Genomic DNA, 15,112 nt, shown 5'->3' on the forward strand with positions numbered 1-15,112 from the left:
ATGCTGCGCCCCAACGAGGTCCGGCAGAAGCTCGGTGCGGGCGAGGAGGTCTACGGGCTCTTCAGCACGCTTCCCGAGCCCACGATGGTCGAGATGATCGGCTGCGCCGGCTATGACTTCGTCATCCTGGACACCGAGCACACCCTCGTCGACCCGCAGCGGCTGGAGAACCTCATCAGGGCCGCCGAGACGACCGGGCTCACGCCCTTCGTCCGGGTTCCCGAGGCCGACCCCGGTGCCGTGCTGCGCGCCCTGGACGCCGGGGCGATGGGCATCGTCGTCCCGCACGTACGCCGGCGCGCGGACATCGACGGCACGATCCGCGCCGCCCGCTACGCGCCCGAGGGCATGCGCTCCCTCAACGGCGGACGGGGTCCCGGCTTCGGCCGTATCGACCCGGCCGAGTACATCCGCCGGGCCAACGCGGAGATCATGGTCGTGGCGCTCCTGGAGGACGCCGAGGGCGTGGCGGCGATCGACGAGATCCTCGCCCCCGGCGGCGTCGACCTCGTCCTGCCCGGTCCCGGGGACCTCTCCCAGTCCTACGGAGTCCCCTGGCAGGTCCGCCACCCCCGCGTCCAGGAGGCCGTCCGCACCCTGCGCGGCTCCTGCGCCCGCCACTCCGTTCCCTTCTGTGCCATGTCCACCACGCCGGAGCGCCGCGCCGAGTGGCGCGCCGACGGCGTCACGGCCTTCGTCCTGGGCGAGGACCGCGATCTGGCGGCGCGTGCGCTGCGGGCACACCGGGAGCGGACCGCCGGGCGGGAGTGACGGCAACTCCTTCGGCGGTACCTGCACGGGCTCCGGGCGGGTAACTGATGACCGGGTAACCGATCGTCCGAAGGAGCTGAGCGGTACATGGCCCAGAACACGGCATTCATCATCGCGGGAGCGGGGCTGGCCGGCGCGAAGGCCGCGGAGACGCTGCGCGCGGAAGGCTTCGAGGGCCCCGTGGTGCTGCTGGGGGACGAGAGCGAGCGTCCCTACGAGCGTCCTCCGCTGTCCAAGGGCTATCTCCTGGGCACCACCGAGAAGGAAAAGGTGTACGCCCATCCGCCGCAGTGGTACGCCGACCACGAGGTCGATCTGCGCCTGGGCAACGCCGTCACCGCCCTCGACCCGGCCGGCCACGAGGTGACCCTCGCCGACGGCAGCCGGCTGGGCTACGCCAAGCTGCTGCTGGCCACCGGCTCCACACCGCGCCCGCTGCCGGTGCCCGGCGCCGACCTCGACGGGGTCCACATGCTGCGGCGCCTGGCGGACAGCGACCGCCTCAAGGAGGTCTTCCGGACCGCGTCCCGGATCGTGGTGATCGGCGGCGGCTGGATCGGCCTGGAGACCACGGCCGCCGCGCGCGCGGCAGGGGTCGAGGTGACCGTGCTGGAGGCGGCGCCGCTGCCGCTGCTGGGGGTGCTGGGCCGCGAGGCCGCCCAGATCTTCGCCGATCTGCACACCGAGCACGGTGTCGCGCTGCGCTGCGGTACCCAGGTCACGGAGATCACCGGTACGGACGGCGCCGTGGACGGGGTGCGGCTGGCCGACGGCACCCGTATCGCGGCCGACGCGGTCATCGTCGGCGTAGGGATCACCCCCAACAGCGAGACGGCCGCCGAGGCCGGGCTCAAGGTCGACAACGGTGTCGTCGTGGACGAGCGGCTGTGCTCCTCCCACCCGGACATCTACGCCGCCGGCGATGTCGCCAACGCCTACCACCCCCTCCTGGGCAGGCACCTGCGCGTCGAACACTGGGCCAACGCCCTCCACCAGCCGCAGACCGCCGCCAAGGCCATGCTGGGCCAGGAGGTCCGCTACGACCGGCTGCCGTACTTCTTCACCGACCAGTACGACCTCGGCATGGAGTACACCGGGTACGTCGGGCCGGAGGGCTATGACCGGGTCGTCTTCCGCGGCGACACCGGCACCCGTGAGTTCATCGCCTTCTGGCTCTCCGGCGGCCGGGTGCTGGCCGGGATGAATGTGAACGTCTGGGACGTCACCGAGCCGATCCGGGCCCTGGTGGCGAGCGGGCGGGCCGTGGACCCCGGGCGGCTCGCCGATACGGACGTGCCGCTGGCGGATCTGGTCCCCTGAGCGGCGGCCGGCGGCTGTTCTCACGCGGCGCCGCGGGTGACTGTGTGGGCGCCGTAACGACGGTTGATCTCTTGACGTGACACCTGGTTAACGGGCGATTCCTACCGTGGAGCGGAACATCCGACCACGAAGGGGACCGCCCGTGACCGCACCGGAAACACCGGCAGAGAGCATCACGCAGGTGCGCACGGCGTGCTCGTACTGCGGTGTCGGCTGCGGGATCGTGCTGGATGTCGGGACGGGCCCGGACGGGCGGCGGACGGTCCGCAAGGCGGCCGGCGACAAGGCGCACCCGGCGAACGGCGGACGGCTGTGCACGAAGGGCGCGACCAGCGCCGAGCTGCTCGCCGCGCCGGGGCGGCTGTCGACCGCCCTGGTGCGCGCGGACCGCGGCGACGAGCCGGTGGCCGAGGCGATGGAGACGGCGGTCAAACGGACCGCCGGGCGGCTGCGCGAGATCGTCGACGAGCACGGCCCGGACGCCCTCGCCCTCTACGTCTCCGGTCAGATGACCCTGGAGGCCCAGTACTTGGCGAACAAGCTCGCCAAGGGTTTTGTGCGCACCCGGCACATCGAGTCCAACTCCCGGCTGTGCATGGCGAGCGCGGGCAGCGGCTACAAGCTGTCGCTGGGCGCGGACGGCCCGCCCGGTTCGTATCAGGACTTCGAGCATGCCGACGTCTTCTTCGTCATCGGCTCGAACATGGCCGACTGCCATCCGATCCTCTTCCTGCGGATGATGGAACGGGTCAAGGCGGGCGCCAAGCTGATCGTGGTCGATCCACGGCGCACCGCCACCGCGGCCAAGGCCGATCTGTTTCTCCAGATCGCGCCGGGTACGGATCTGGCGCTGCTGAACGGCCTGCTGCACCTGCTGGTCGAGAACGGCGCCGTCGACGCGGAGTTCATCGCCGAGCACACCGAGGGCTGGGAGGCGATGCCGGACTTCCTCCGGGACTATCCGCCCGCGACCGTCGCGGAGCTCACCGGGATACCGGAGGACGGCCTCCGCCGGGCCGCGGAGTGGATAGCGGCCGCGGGCGACTGGATGAGCTGCTGGACCATGGGCCTGAACCAGAGCACCCATGGCACCTGGAACACCAACGCACTGATCAACCTGCATCTGGCGACCGGTGCGATCTGCCGCCCCGGCAGCGGACCGTTCTCGCTCACCGGCCAGCCCAACGCGATGGGCGGCCGCGAGATGGGCTATATGGGGCCGGGCCTGCCCGGCCAGCGCTCGACGCTGGTGGACGGGGACCGGGCCTTCGTCGAGGAGCTGTGGGGGCTGGAGGCGGGGGCGCTGCGGGCGGACGGGCCAGGCCAGGGCACCGTCGAGATGTTCCGGCAGATGGCGGACGGGGACATCAAGGCGTGCTGGATCATCTGCACCAACCCCGTCGCCTCGGTCGCCAACCGCCGGACGGTCATCGAGGGGCTCGAGGCGGCCGAGTTCGTCGTCTCGCAGGACGTGTTCGCGGAGACCGAGACCCATGCGTACGCCGATGTGGTGCTGCCGGCCGCCATGTGGGCCGAGGCCGAGGGCGTGATGGTCAACTCGGAGCGCAATCTGACCTTGGTGCGGCAGGCCGCCGATGCCCCGGGCGAGGCCTGGCCGGACTGGCGGATCATCGCCCGGATCGCCTGCGAGATGGGGTACGAGGACGCCTTCGGGTACGAGAGCGCGGAGGAGATATTCGAGGAGATCAAACGCGCCTGGAACCCGCAGACCGGCTACGACCTGCGCGGGGTGAGCTATGAGCGGCTGCGGCAGACCCCCGTGCAGTGGCCCAGCGCGGCCGCCGACGGGCCCGCCCGCAATCCGCTGCGCTACCTCAACGACGGCGTCAGCCAGACGCTGGACGAGCGGCCGGACGGCACCCGCCCCCGGCTGTCCTTCCCCACCGCCAGTGGCCGGGCCGTGTTCTTCGCCCGTCCCCACCTTCCGGCGGCCGAGCTGCCCGACGACGACTTCCCGTACGTACTCAACACCGGCCGGCTGCCCCACCAGTGGCACACCCTGACCAAGACCGGCAAGGTCGCCAAGCTGAACAAGCTCAACCCCGGCCCCTTCGTGGAACTCCATCCGCAGGACGCACAGGCGCTGGGCATCGCGGAGGGCGACACGGTCGAGGTCGCCTCGCGGCGCGGCCGGGCGGTGCTGCCCGCCGTACTGACCGACCGGGTGAGGCCCGGGAACTGCTTCGCGCCGTTCCACTGGAACGATCTGTTCGGCGAGTACCTCAGCGTCAATGCGGTGACCCATGACGCGGTCGATCCGGTCTCCTTCCAGCCCGAGTTCAAGGTGTGCGCGGTCTCGCTGGCCAGGGTCGCGGGCGAGGCGGGAGGCGGGCACGGCGGGGCGGGCACGGCACACACGGGCGGCGCACCCGGAGCGGGTGCGAGCCAGGGCCCGGGGGCATTCCCGGGCTCCGGTGCAGGCCAGGACAGCGGTACGGGCCAGGGCTCCGGTACGGGTGGTGCGGTCGGGGTGCTGGCCGGGATGTTCCAGCTCGCCGATACCGCACCGCCGGTGCTGGCCGAGCACGAACGCCGCTACCTCTCCGGCTTTCTCGCCGGGCTGGGTTCCGCTCCCACCGCCGGCACGCCCGTACTGCCCGACCGGGCGCCCTTCGGTCCGGAGAGCGCGCTGTGGGTCAACGGCGTGCTGGCCGGGATGTTTTCGCGCACCCCGGACCGGCCGGCCACCGCACCGGACCCGGCGGACGCCCCCGCCCAAGCGTCCGGTGACACGCCCGCCCGTACGGTCCTCGTACTGTGGGCCTCACAGACCGGCAACGCGGAGGAGGTCGCCGCCGACACGGCCCGGCGGCTGACGGGCAGCGGACGGGAAGCGAAGCTGCTGAGCATGGCCGACAGCGCCCCGGCCGCCCTGCCGCCCGGCGCCGATCTGCTCCTGGTCACCAGCACCTTCGGTGACGGCGACGCCCCCGACAACGGGACCGGCTTCTGGGAGACCCTCAGTGCACCGGACTCCCCGCGGCTGGACGGGGTGCGCTACTCCGTCCTCGCACTGGGCGATTCCTCGTACGACGATTTCTGCGGCCACGGACGCCGGCTGGACACCCGGCTCGCCGAACTGGGCGCGGTGCGGCTGGTGCCGCGTACGGACTGCGAACCGGACTACGAGCAGCCGGCGGGGCAGTGGCTCGACCGGGTGCTCACCGCCCTGGAGGCCGACGCGGAGCAGGGCGGCGGGGCCGAGCGCGGCACCACGGGGAAGGCGGGCGCCGCCGCAGCGGGTGCGGCACCGGCTCCCGAGGCGCCGGCCCCCGCCCGCCCCTCCAAGGCCGCACCCGCCGCCGCCCGTCTCGTCGGCAACCGGCTGCTCAGCCGTGCCGGGGCCACCAAGGAGGTGCGGCAGTTCACCTTCGACACCCGGGACGGCAACGGCACACCGCTGGCGTACGAGGCGGGCGACGCACTCGGCGTACTGCCGCGGAACTGCCCCGATCTGGTCGCGGAGTGGCTGGCCGTCACCGGTCTCGACCCCGCCGCCACCGTCGACCTCACGGGCCTGGGCACGGTGCCGCTGGGCGAGGCCCTGCACCGCCATCTGGACATCGCCAAGATCACCCCCGGGCTCCTCCGGCTCGTTGCCGAACGCACCGGTGACCGGACCCTCAAGAAGCTGCTGCGGCCCGACAACAAGGGCGAGCTGGCCCAGTGGACCTGGAGCCGGCAGGCCGTCGACGTCCTCGCCGAACACCCCGTCCGGGCCGGTGCGGCGGAGTGGGCCGACGTCCTCACCCGCCTCCAGCCCCGGCTCTACTCCATCTCGTCGAGCCCGCTGACCGATCCCGCTCTCGTGCGTCTGACGGTGTCCGTGGTCCGCTACGAGAACCGCCGGGGGCGTCCGCGCAAGGGCGTGGCCTCCACGTTCCTGGCCGATGCGGAATCCAACAGCCCGGTGCCCGTGTTCGTGCAGCGCGCCGCCCATTTCCGTCCGCCGGCCGATCCGGCCACCCCGATGGTGATGGTGGGCCCCGGGACCGGCGTCGCCCCCTTCCTCGGCTTCCTGGAGGAGCGGCGGGCCCTCGGCCACCGCGCCCCCAACTGGCTCTTCTTCGGCGAGCAGCGCCGCGCCACGGACTTCTACCACGAGGAGGAACTCGGCCGGCTGTGCGGCGACGGCCTGCTCACCCGGCTGGACACCGCCTTCTCCCGCGATCAGCGCGCCAAGGTCTACGTCCAGGACCGGATGCGCGAACACGGCGCCCAGCTGTGGTCCTGGCTCCAGGACGGCGCCCATTTCTATGTGTGCGGTGAGGCGTCCCGTATGGCCAGGGACGTCGACCGGGCACTGCGGGACATCGCCGTCGCCCACGGCGGTCTCGTGGAGGAGGCGGCCGCCGGCTACGTCAAGCAGCTCGCCGCCGAGAAGCGCTACGTACGTGACGTGTACTGAGGAACCTGCCGACGCGGGGCCCGGTGGGCACGGACGGCCGTGTGCGTTCCCGTCATGAACGGAGCGCTCCGTGAAGGCGCCTTCGGATTTTTTTCCTGAACGGGCCGACCACGTGCATTGGACGGACGATGGTGAGGAAGGAGAGCGCTATGACCTTGAAAACTGTCCCCGCCATGACCACCGAACCGACGCCCAGGGGGCCCGGGGCCGTGCCGAGCGAGCCGGAGCCGGTGCCGCGTGACCCGGTCCCGGCCGAGCCGGAGCCGGATGAGCCGGGCCCGAATCCTGAGGAGCCCCCGGGTGCGGAGCCGGGCGACCACCCGGCCCCCGAGCCGCCCGACTGAGCCGGAACCTCCCCGGTTGCACGCCCTGCGCACCCCCAGCAAGGTGGATGGAATGGTGGATGTCGGATACACAATGATGACCGAACAGGCCGGGCCCCGGGCGCTGGTGGAGCATGTGGTGGGCGCCGAGCGGGCCGGCTTCGACTTCTCGGTGACCTCCGACCACTACTTTCCGTGGCTGGCCTCCCAGGGCCACTCACCGTACGCCTGGAGCGTGCTGGGCGCCGCGGCGCAGGCGACCACCCGCATCCCGCTGATGACCTATGTGACCTGTCCGACGACCCGCTACCACCCCGCCGTCATCGCCCAGAAGGCCGCGACCATGCAGCTGCTCTCCGGCGGCCGGTTCCGGCTGGGGCTCGGCTCCGGCGAGAACCTCAATGAGCACGTGGTGGGTGCGGGGTGGCCCGCCGCGCCCGTACGGCTGGACCAGCTGGCCGAGGCGATCGAGATCATCCGGGCGCTGTTCCACGGCGGGGAGGTCACCCACCACGGCACCCACTTCGACGTGGTGCACGCCAGACTCTGGGATCTGCCCGAGGTGCCGCCGCCGATCGGTGTGGCCGTCTCGGGCCCCCGGTCCTGCGAGATCGCGGGCCGGCTGGGCGATCTGGTCATCGCCACCGAGCCCAAGGGCGAGCTGCTGACCACCTTCGACCGGCACGGCGGCCAGGACAAACCGCGGATCGGCCAGCTGCCCGTCTGCTACGACCCCGACCGCAAGGCGGCCATCGCGCGGGCCCACGAGCAGTTCCGCTGGGCGGTCGGCGGCTGGCGGGTCAATGCCGAGCTGCCGGGCCCGGCCGGATTCGACGCGATGACGGAGTTCGTACGGCCCGAGGACGTCGCGGAGGCCTTCCCGTGCGGCGACGACGTCGGCCGCTTCGTCGACGCGGTACGCGCCTATGTGGACGCGGGCTTCACAGAGGTCGCCCTGGTCCAGATCGGCGGCGCGCACCAGGAGCCGTTCCTGGAGTGGGCCGAGGCCGAGCTGCTGCCCGCACTGCGCACGCTGTGAACGCCCGTTGCACGCCACCGTGACAGGGAGATGAGCATGCAGGATGCGGAAAACCCGGCAGGCGCGGGAACGAGCGCGGCACCGGCGGCGCCGGGGCCCCTGGACGCCGCCGAGCTGCACCGTCTCGACGCCCACTGGCGGGCCGCCAACTATCTGGCCGTCGGGCAGATCTATCTGATGGCCAATCCGCTGCTGACGGCGCCACTGCGCCCCGAGCACATCAAGCCGCGGCTGCTGGGCCACTGGGGCACCTCGCCCGGCCTGAACCTGGTCCACACCCACCTCAACCGCGTCATCAAGGCCCGCGAGCTGGACGCCCTGTGCGTGTGGGGGCCGGGGCACGGCGGCCCCGCCGTGGTGGCCAACTCCTGGCTGGACGGCACGTACGCGGAGACCTATCCCGATGTCAGCCGGGACGGCGAGGGCATGGCCCGGCTGTTCCGGCAGTTCTCGTTCCCCGGCGGGGTGCCCAGCCATGTCGCGCCGGAGACCCCGGGCTCGATCCATGAGGGCGGCGAGCTGGGCTACTCCCTGACCCACGCCTACGGCGCGGCGTTCGACAACCCGGAGCTGTTCGTCGTCTGTGTGGTCGGCGACGGCGAGGCGGAGACCGGGCCGCTCGCCGCGTCCTGGCACGCCACGAAGTTCCTGGACCCGGTGCACGACGGCGCGGTGCTGCCGCTGCTGCATCTGAACGGCTACAAGATCGCCAACCCGACGGTGCTCGCCCGGATTCCGCAGGACGAGCTGGATGCGCTGCTGCGCGGCTACGGTCACGAGCCGATCCATGTCACCGGCGACGATCCGGCGGCGGTCCACCAGGAGATGGCCGCCGCCATGGACCAGGCGCTGGACCGGATCGCCGCCATCCAGCGCCGGGCCCGCACCGAAGGGGTGACCGAGCGCCCCCGCTGGCCCATGATCGTGCTGCGTACGCCCAAGGGCTGGACCGGTCCGCACGAGGTCGACGGGCAGCCCGTCGAGGGCACCTGGCGCGCCCACCAGGTCCCGCTGCCGGGCGTACGCGAGAACGCCCAGCATCTGCGGCAGCTGGAGGACTGGCTGCGTTCGTACCGGCCCGACGAGCTGTTCGACGACGAGGGCCGGCCGCGTCCGGAGGTCCTCGCCTGTGTGCCCGAGGGGTCGCGCCGGCTGGGCGCCTCGCCGCACGCCAATGGCGGTCTGCTGCTGCGCGATCTGCCCGTCCCGCCACTGGAGCGGTACGCGGTGGAGGTGACCAAGCGCGGCAGCGAGCTGCACGAGCCGACCCGGGTGCTGGGCGGGCTGCTGGAGGCGGTCATGGAGGCCACCGCCGAGCGCCGGGACTTCCGTGTCGTGGGCCCCGACGAGACCGCGTCGAACCGCCTGGAGGCGCTCTACGACGCCACCGGCAAGGCCTGGCAGGCCGAAACGCTCGGCACCGACGAGCATCTCGCGCGCGACGGCCGGGTCATGGAGGTGCTCTCCGAGCATCTGTGCCAGGGGTGGCTGGAGGGCTATCTCCTCACCGGCCGGCACGGGCTCTTCTCCAGCTACGAGGCGTTCGCGCACATCGTCGACTCCATGGTCAACCAGCACATCAAATGGCTGCGGACCGCGCGCCGGCTGCCCTGGCGGCGTCCCATCGCCTCACTGAACTACCTGCTCACCTCCCATGTCTGGCGGCAGGACCACAACGGCTTCTCGCACCAGGACCCCGGCTTCGTCGACCACATCCTCAACAAGAGCCCGGAGGTGGTCCGGGTCTATCTGCCGCCGGACGCCAACACCCTGCTCTCGGTCGCCGATCATGCGCTGCGCAGCCGCGACTACGTCAATGTGATCGTGGCCGGCAAACAGCCGGGCTTCGACTGGCTCACCCTCGACGAGGCCCGCACCCACTGCGCGCGCGGCGCCGGCGCCTGGGAGTGGGCGGGCACCGAGGACGGCAGCCGCGAGCCGGACGTCGTACTGGCCTGCGCGGGGGACGTGCCCACGCAGGAGACGCTGGCGGCGGCCGATCTGCTGCGCCGGCATCTGCCGGAGCTGGCGGTGCGGGTGGTCAATGTCGTCGACATGGCCCGGCTGCTGCCGTCGGGCGAGCATCCGCACGGTATGCCGGACCCCGAGTACGACGCGCTGTTCACCCGCGACAAACCAGTCGTCTTCGCCTACCACGGCTATCCGTGGCTGATCCACCGCCTCTGCTACCGCCGCGCCGGGCACGAGAATCTGCACGTCCGCGGCTACAAGGAGGAGGGCACCACCACCACGCCCTTCGACATGGTCGTCCGCAACGATCTGGACCGGTACCGGCTGGTGATGGATGTGATCGACCGGGTGCCGGGCCTCGGGGTGCGCGCCATCGCGCTGCGGCAGGCGATGGCGGACGTCCGTACCCGCCACCACGCCTGGATCCGGGAGCACGGCACCGACCTGCCGGAGGTCGCCGACTGGACCTGGGCGGGCTGACGGCGCACGGCTGCCCGATGGCCGCCCCCGACGGAGTGACACGCGGCGCGGTGACCGGGCGGCCGGGCCCCCGCATGTGAGCCTGAGGCCCGGGTACCCGGGCCTCAGGAGGTGCGCGGATGGCTCGACGGCTGACGACCGGCGCCGAACTCATCGGATGGTGGGCGGTGTTGACCGGACTCTGGATCGTACTGATCGGTCCCGTCGGCACTCTGGAATGGGCGGTCGGCGCCGGCGCCGCGCTGCTCGCCGCCGCGGCGGCCTGCGGGGCGCGCCGCGCGACGGAGCGCCGGTGAACGGGTGGACCGCAGCGGGCACCGCGCTCCTGCTGTGCGGCGTCGTCCCGGCCGCGTACGGCGCCGCCACCGGCCCGGTCCGGCGGCGGGTGCCTGCCCAGAACCTGGTCACCACGCTGCTCAGCCTCGTCGTCCTGCTGCTGGCCCAGGGCTACGGCCGCCCGGCGTATGTCGATCCGGCGCTGGTGCTCGCGGTGCTGGGGCCGGCCGGCACGCTGCTCTATGTGCGGCTGCTCGCCGACCGGTTGGCGGACCGTCCGCCGCGGCCGCGCACCCTGCTCACGGTCACAGCGCTCACCTACGTCGCGGTGCCCGCGGTGGTGCTGCCGCTGTGCGTGGCCGCCGGACCCGGCAGAGCGCTGGTGAAACTGCTGGTCATCGGCGTGCTGTTGATGATGGGGAGCCGGGTGGCCGCCCGCGCGGTGACCGCCGCCGTCAGCACCGGGCACGGCCGGACCGGGCCCGCGGAAGGGATGTCCGATGGCTGACGACCTGCCGCTGCTCCTCGGCCTGGTCCTGGTGGCCGTCGCCGGGACCGCCACCGTCCTGGTGCGCGACCCGGTACGCCAGTCCTTTCTGCTGTCCCTGCTCGGCCTCGCGCTGGCCGCCCTCTTCCTGCTGCTCCAGGCCCCCGATGTCGCGCTCTCCCAGCTGGCGGTCGGCTCGGCGCTGACCCCGCTGATGGTGCTGCTGTCCGTGCGCAAGGTCCGGCGCAAGGCGCGCAGCGAGCGCCGGGAGGAGCACGAATGAGCATGCGGCTGCGGCTGTGTGTGCTGGCCGCCGGCGGCCTGGGCGTGACCGTGCTGTTCCTCCTGGCCTGCTTCGATCTGCCCGCGTTCGGCGGCCTGTGGCATCCGTACGGCGACCGGGCCGTCCATGCCGCGCTCGCCCGGCACACCGCCAACACCGTCTCCTCCGTCAACTTCGACCAGCGCGCCTTTGACACCCTCGGTGAGGAGTCCATCCTGTTCGCCTCGGTCGTGGGCACCGTCACCCTGCTGCGGCAGACCCGCGACGAGGACCGGCTGCCCCCGGAGCCGGTCCGGGTCGCGCCGCCGGTGCGCCGCTATGCGCTGATCGCGCTGCCCGTCACCCTGCTCATCGGCCTGTACGTCATCGCGCACGGCCAGCTCAGCCCCGGCGGCGGCTTCCAGGGCGGGGTCGTGGTCGCCACCTCGCTGCATCTGCTCTACATCGCCGTGGACTACCGGGCGCTGGAGAGGATCAGACCGGTCGGCATGTACGAGGTGGCGGACGCCGCGGGCGAGGCCGCCTATCTGCTGGTGGGCGCGGCCGCGCTGCTGACCGGGGCGGCGTTCCTGGCCAACTTCCTTCCCTACGGCACCTTCAACACGCTCTCCTCCGGGGGCACCGTTCCGCTGCTCAACGCCGCCATCGGCGTGGAGGTGGCGTGCGGGGTGGTCGTGCTGCTGGCCCGTTTCCTGGACCAGGCCGTGGAGATCGAGAGCGAAGGCCGGGACGACGAGGCGGAGGCGAGGGCATGAGTGTGCTGTCGTATGTGATCGCGGCGTGGCTGTTCCTGATCGGCTGTTACGGGCTGGCCACCAGCCGCAACCTCATCCACGCCGTGGGCTGCCTCGCCGTCTGCCAGTCCTCGACGTATGTGCTGCTGCTCGCCATCGGGTACCGGGACGGCGGCACCGCCCCGGTCTTCTCCGACATCGCGCCGGGCTCGCGCCCCGTCGTCGATCCCGTCGTGCAGGCCCTGACCCTCACCGACATCGTCATCGGGGCGACCGTCACCGCGCTGCTGCTCTCCCTGGTCATCCAGGTCGCCAAGCGGCACCGGACGGTGGATCCGGACGAACTCTCGGAGCTGCGCGGGTGAGCGTCGCGCAGACCCTGCCGCTGATCGTGGCCACTCCGCTGTTCGGCGCGGCGGTGCTGGTCGGCGCGGGCCGCCGGCTGCCCCGGTACGCGGCGGAGATGCTGGGGTGCCTTTTCGCCGCGGGCGCCGCGACGCTCGCGTTGTACGCCTCGGGCGCCACGCCGTCCTCCACCGCACGGCCCGTGGAGTGGCTGGGCGGGTGGCGGCCGCACGGCGGGGCGAGCGTGGGCATCGTGCTGGTCGGCGACCGCATCGGCCTCGGCCTGGCCACGCTGGTCTCGCTGCTGGCACTGGCCGCCCTCGCCTACGCCTGGCGGTACTTCGACGAACCGCCACGCCGCCATGCCGGCTCCTTCCCCGCCCTGGTGCTGCTCTTCCAGGCGGGCATGTGCGGCTTCTCGCTCACCGGGGACCTCTTCAACGCCTTTGTCTTCTTCGAGCTGATGGGCGTCGTCGCGTATGCGCTGACGGGCTACCGCGTCGAGGAGGCCCGCGCGGTCCAGGGGGCGCTGGTGTTCGCCCTCGTCAACTCCCTCGGCGCCTACACCAGCTTGCTGGGCATCGGGCTGCTCTACGCCCGGACCGGCGAACTCGGCCTCGCCCAGATCGGCAGCGCCCTCGATGCACGCCCCGGCGGCCCGGACGCGCTGGTGATCGCCTCCTTCGTCCTCGTCGTCACCGGTCTGCTGGTCAAGGCCGCGGCGGTGCCGTTCCACTTCTGGCTCGCCGATGCGCATGCGGTGGCGCCGACGCCGGTGTGCATGCTGCTGTCCGGGGTCATGGTCGAGCTGGGCCTGTACGGCACGGCCCGCGTCTACTGGACGGTCTTCGCCGGCCCCGGCGGCATCCCGGCGCCCGCGGCGCACCGGGCTCTGCTGGCCCTGGGCGTGCTGACGGCCGTGCTGGGTGCGGTGATGTGCTGGCAGCAGCGCCATCTCAAGCGGCTGCTGGCCTACTCCACCATCGCGCACACCGGAATGTTCCTGGTGGGCCTCGCGACGCTCACCCCGGAGGGGCTCGGCGGCGTCGCCCTGTACGTGCTGGCGCATGCCGGGGTGAAGGCCGCGCTCTTCGCCTGTGCGGGAATTCTGCTGGACCGGTTCGGCAGCGTCGACGAGCTCCAGCTGCACGGCAAGGGGCGGGAACTCCGTTGGGCGGGCGTGCTGTTCGGCGTCGGCGGGCTGGCGCTCGCCGGGCTGCCGCCGTTCGGCACCGCGCTGGGCAAGGCCGTCATCGAAGAGGCGGCGGGCGGCTGGGCGACGGCGCTGTGCGTGCTGGTCTCGGCGGTCACCGGGGGCGCGGTGCTGCGGGCCGGGGCGCGGGTGTTCCTGGGGCTGGGGCCGGTTCCGGAGAGCGCGGCCCCGGAGTCCCGCCCGGCCGACGACGACGCCGAGACGACCGGGAAAGAGGAGGAGCCGGAGACCCGTGGCGGGCGGCTCTCCCGGATCCCGGACAGCATGCTCATCGTGCCCACGGCGCTGCTCGCCGGGGCGCTGGCGGTGGGGCTGGTCCCGGCCCTGCGCGCCGGCGTCGGCCGGGCCGCCGACGCCTTCACCGACCACGCCGGATACCTCACGGCCGTCCTGTACGGCCGGGCGGCGGAGCCCGCCCTCACTCCCCCGCCGCACTGGACCATGGCCGGTGTGCTGTGGGGCCTGCTGGCCACCGCGCTGGCCACGGCGCTCGCCCTGCCGGCCGTGCGGCGGCCCGAACGCCGGGAACCGACGCGCTGGGCCACGCCGCTGCGCCGCCTGCACTCCGGTCATGTGGGCGACTATGTCGCCTGGTTCCTGGCGGGCATCACTCTGCTGGCGGCACTGATCGTGTGACGGGTGCGGACGGCTTCCGTGCCGTCAGTCCCGTCGGTACCGTCAGCGCCGTCAGTGGCGTCAGTGGCGTCAGTGGCAGCTACCGGTTCACGCGGCGTCCCGTGGCCGCGGCCGGTCGGTGGCGCCGCGGGTGCCGGGTCAGGCGCCCGATGCCTCCAGTACGTCGTCGACGACGGAACGGTCCAGCGCCGCGCGTACCAGCCCCGAGGCGAAGGCGGCGGTCTCGTCCTGCCCGACCAGCCGCGCGAGCTTCCCACTGTCGTCCGGCAGGCCCAGCCGCTCCGCCCCCTGGACGGCCTTGGCATCGAGATACGGGGCGAGTTCGGTCCAGACGCCCTGCACCTCACGCAGAAAGATGTCGCAGCCCGCCGGCCCCAGGCCCGGCACCTTCCGCAGGGCGCCACGCAGCGCGGCGGTGTCGCCGCCGGCTTCCTCCCGCATCCGCCGTAGATCGCCGCCGTAGGTGTCCAGCAGCAGTGTGGCCCCGTCACCGAGCTGGGTTGCGGTGCGCTCGTCGTAGCGCCGGTATCCGCCCTCCCCCAGCGCGTCCACCCGTTGCTGCCAGGTCGCCTCCGCCATCCGCCGCGGTGTGCGCATGCCCGCGTCGAACAGGGCGCGCGCGGCCGCCACCGCCACGGAGGCGCGGATCCGCGCACTGAGCAGACCGGCCAGCACCAGCACCTGGTAGAGCGGTTGCGGCGTGTTCCCCAGCCGGATCCCGCTCTGTGCCGCAAAGGTCTCACCGTGCCGCTCCAGCAGGGATCGCGCAACGGCCCGCTGCCCGCCGCGGGGGCTCATGCGGCGC

13 protein-coding genes are annotated in these 15,112 nt (G+C 72.6%); 12 read left to right on the plus strand and 1 reads right to left on the minus strand.

Going from position 1 to position 15,112, the window contains the following annotated elements; genetic code table 11:
- From IF67_RS0117095 to IF67_RS0117150, 12 genes are all read left to right on the plus strand, one after another.
- Nucleotides 1–771, plus strand: a complete 771-nt coding sequence (locus IF67_RS0117095; protein ID WP_030986530.1) for an HpcH/HpaI aldolase family protein — start codon at nucleotides 1–3, stop codon at nucleotides 769–771.
- 87 nt (nucleotides 772–858) lie between these two features.
- Nucleotides 859–2,091, plus strand: a complete 1,233-nt coding sequence (locus tag IF67_RS0117100) for an NAD(P)/FAD-dependent oxidoreductase (RefSeq protein ID WP_030986532.1) — start codon at nucleotides 859–861, stop codon at nucleotides 2,089–2,091.
- A 142-nt stretch (nucleotides 2,092–2,233) separates the two neighbouring features.
- The gene (locus IF67_RS0117105) at nucleotides 2,234–6,520 is read left to right on the plus strand and encodes a bifunctional nitrate reductase/sulfite reductase flavoprotein subunit alpha (protein WP_030986534.1); all 4,287 of its coding nucleotides are present in this window, start codon (nucleotides 2,234–2,236) and stop codon (nucleotides 6,518–6,520) included.
- Between the two features lie 149 nt (nucleotides 6,521–6,669).
- Nucleotides 6,670–6,864 (plus strand): hypothetical protein, encoded by a 195-nt coding sequence (locus IF67_RS41585; protein WP_078889478.1) that lies wholly within the window; start codon nucleotides 6,670–6,672, stop codon nucleotides 6,862–6,864.
- A 52-nt stretch (nucleotides 6,865–6,916) separates the two neighbouring features.
- Nucleotides 6,917–7,882: an LLM class F420-dependent oxidoreductase gene (locus IF67_RS0117115; RefSeq protein ID WP_030986536.1), complete on the plus strand. Its 966-nt coding sequence runs from the start codon at nucleotides 6,917–6,919 to the stop codon at nucleotides 7,880–7,882.
- A 36-nt stretch (nucleotides 7,883–7,918) separates the two neighbouring features.
- Nucleotides 7,919–10,333, plus strand: coding sequence for a phosphoketolase (locus IF67_RS0117120; RefSeq protein WP_030986537.1), 2,415 nt, complete (start codon nucleotides 7,919–7,921; stop codon nucleotides 10,331–10,333).
- A gap of 119 nt (nucleotides 10,334–10,452) precedes the next feature.
- The gene (locus IF67_RS44250; protein WP_199812738.1) at nucleotides 10,453–10,629 is read left to right on the plus strand and encodes a hypothetical protein; all 177 of its coding nucleotides are present in this window, start codon (nucleotides 10,453–10,455) and stop codon (nucleotides 10,627–10,629) included.
- Nucleotides 10,626–11,117: a monovalent cation/H+ antiporter complex subunit F gene (locus tag IF67_RS0117130; protein ID WP_037839483.1), complete on the plus strand. Its 492-nt coding sequence runs from the start codon at nucleotides 10,626–10,628 to the stop codon at nucleotides 11,115–11,117. Before IF67_RS44250 ends, IF67_RS0117130 begins: the two co-directional genes overlap by 4 nt.
- Nucleotides 11,110–11,379, plus strand: a complete 270-nt coding sequence (locus tag IF67_RS0117135; protein WP_030986543.1) for a DUF4040 domain-containing protein — start codon at nucleotides 11,110–11,112, stop codon at nucleotides 11,377–11,379. Before IF67_RS0117130 ends, IF67_RS0117135 begins: the two co-directional genes overlap by 8 nt.
- Nucleotides 11,376–12,134 (plus strand): MnhB domain-containing protein, encoded by a 759-nt coding sequence (locus tag IF67_RS0117140; RefSeq protein ID WP_030986544.1) that lies wholly within the window; start codon nucleotides 11,376–11,378, stop codon nucleotides 12,132–12,134. The genes IF67_RS0117135 and IF67_RS0117140 overlap by 4 nt, the downstream gene beginning before the upstream one ends.
- Entirely contained in the window at nucleotides 12,131–12,478 is a 348-nt protein-coding gene (locus IF67_RS0117145; RefSeq protein ID WP_030986546.1) for a sodium:proton antiporter, read from the plus strand. Before IF67_RS0117140 ends, IF67_RS0117145 begins: the two co-directional genes overlap by 4 nt.
- Nucleotides 12,475–14,307, plus strand: a complete 1,833-nt coding sequence (locus IF67_RS0117150) for a complex I subunit 5 family protein (RefSeq protein ID WP_030986548.1) — start codon at nucleotides 12,475–12,477, stop codon at nucleotides 14,305–14,307. Before IF67_RS0117145 ends, IF67_RS0117150 begins: the two co-directional genes overlap by 4 nt.
- Nucleotides 14,308–14,445: 138 nt before the next feature.
- Here the strand turns inward: IF67_RS0117150 and IF67_RS0117155 are convergent, their stop codons facing one another.
- Entirely contained in the window at nucleotides 14,446–15,105 is a 660-nt protein-coding gene (locus IF67_RS0117155) for a hypothetical protein (RefSeq protein ID WP_030986550.1), read from the minus strand.
- Nucleotides 15,106–15,112 lie beyond the last annotated feature (7 nt).

Origin of the sequence: Streptomyces sp. NRRL S-1813, assembly GCF_000719605.1 — a bacterium.
GTDB lineage: Bacteria > Actinomycetota > Actinomycetes > Streptomycetales > Streptomycetaceae > Streptomyces > Streptomyces decoyicus.

Bases quoted from the DNA above. Each gene is read 5' to 3' on its own strand.
- IF67_RS41585 (WP_078889478.1), top strand. From the start codon at position 6,670: ATGACCTTGAAAACTGTCCCCGCCATGACCACCGAACCGACGCCCAGG.
- IF67_RS0117120 (WP_030986537.1), top strand. From the start codon at position 7,919: ATGCAGGATGCGGAAAACCCGGCAGGCGCGGGAACGAGCGCGGCACCG.
- IF67_RS0117140 (WP_030986544.1), top strand. From the start codon at position 11,376: ATGAGCATGCGGCTGCGGCTGTGTGTGCTGGCCGCCGGCGGCCTGGGC.
- IF67_RS0117095 (WP_030986530.1), top strand. From the start codon at position 1: ATGCTGCGCCCCAACGAGGTCCGGCAGAAGCTCGGTGCGGGCGAGGAG.
- IF67_RS0117100 (WP_030986532.1), top strand. From the start codon at position 859: ATGGCCCAGAACACGGCATTCATCATCGCGGGAGCGGGGCTGGCCGGC.
- IF67_RS0117155 (WP_030986550.1), bottom strand. From the start codon at position 15,105: ATGAGCCCCCGCGGCGGGCAGCGGGCCGTTGCGCGATCCCTGCTGGAG.
- IF67_RS0117145 (WP_030986546.1), top strand. From the start codon at position 12,131: ATGAGTGTGCTGTCGTATGTGATCGCGGCGTGGCTGTTCCTGATCGGC.
- IF67_RS44250 (WP_199812738.1), top strand. From the start codon at position 10,453: ATGGCTCGACGGCTGACGACCGGCGCCGAACTCATCGGATGGTGGGCG.
- IF67_RS0117115 (WP_030986536.1), top strand. From the start codon at position 6,917: ATGGTGGATGTCGGATACACAATGATGACCGAACAGGCCGGGCCCCGG.
- IF67_RS0117135 (WP_030986543.1), top strand. From the start codon at position 11,110: ATGGCTGACGACCTGCCGCTGCTCCTCGGCCTGGTCCTGGTGGCCGTC.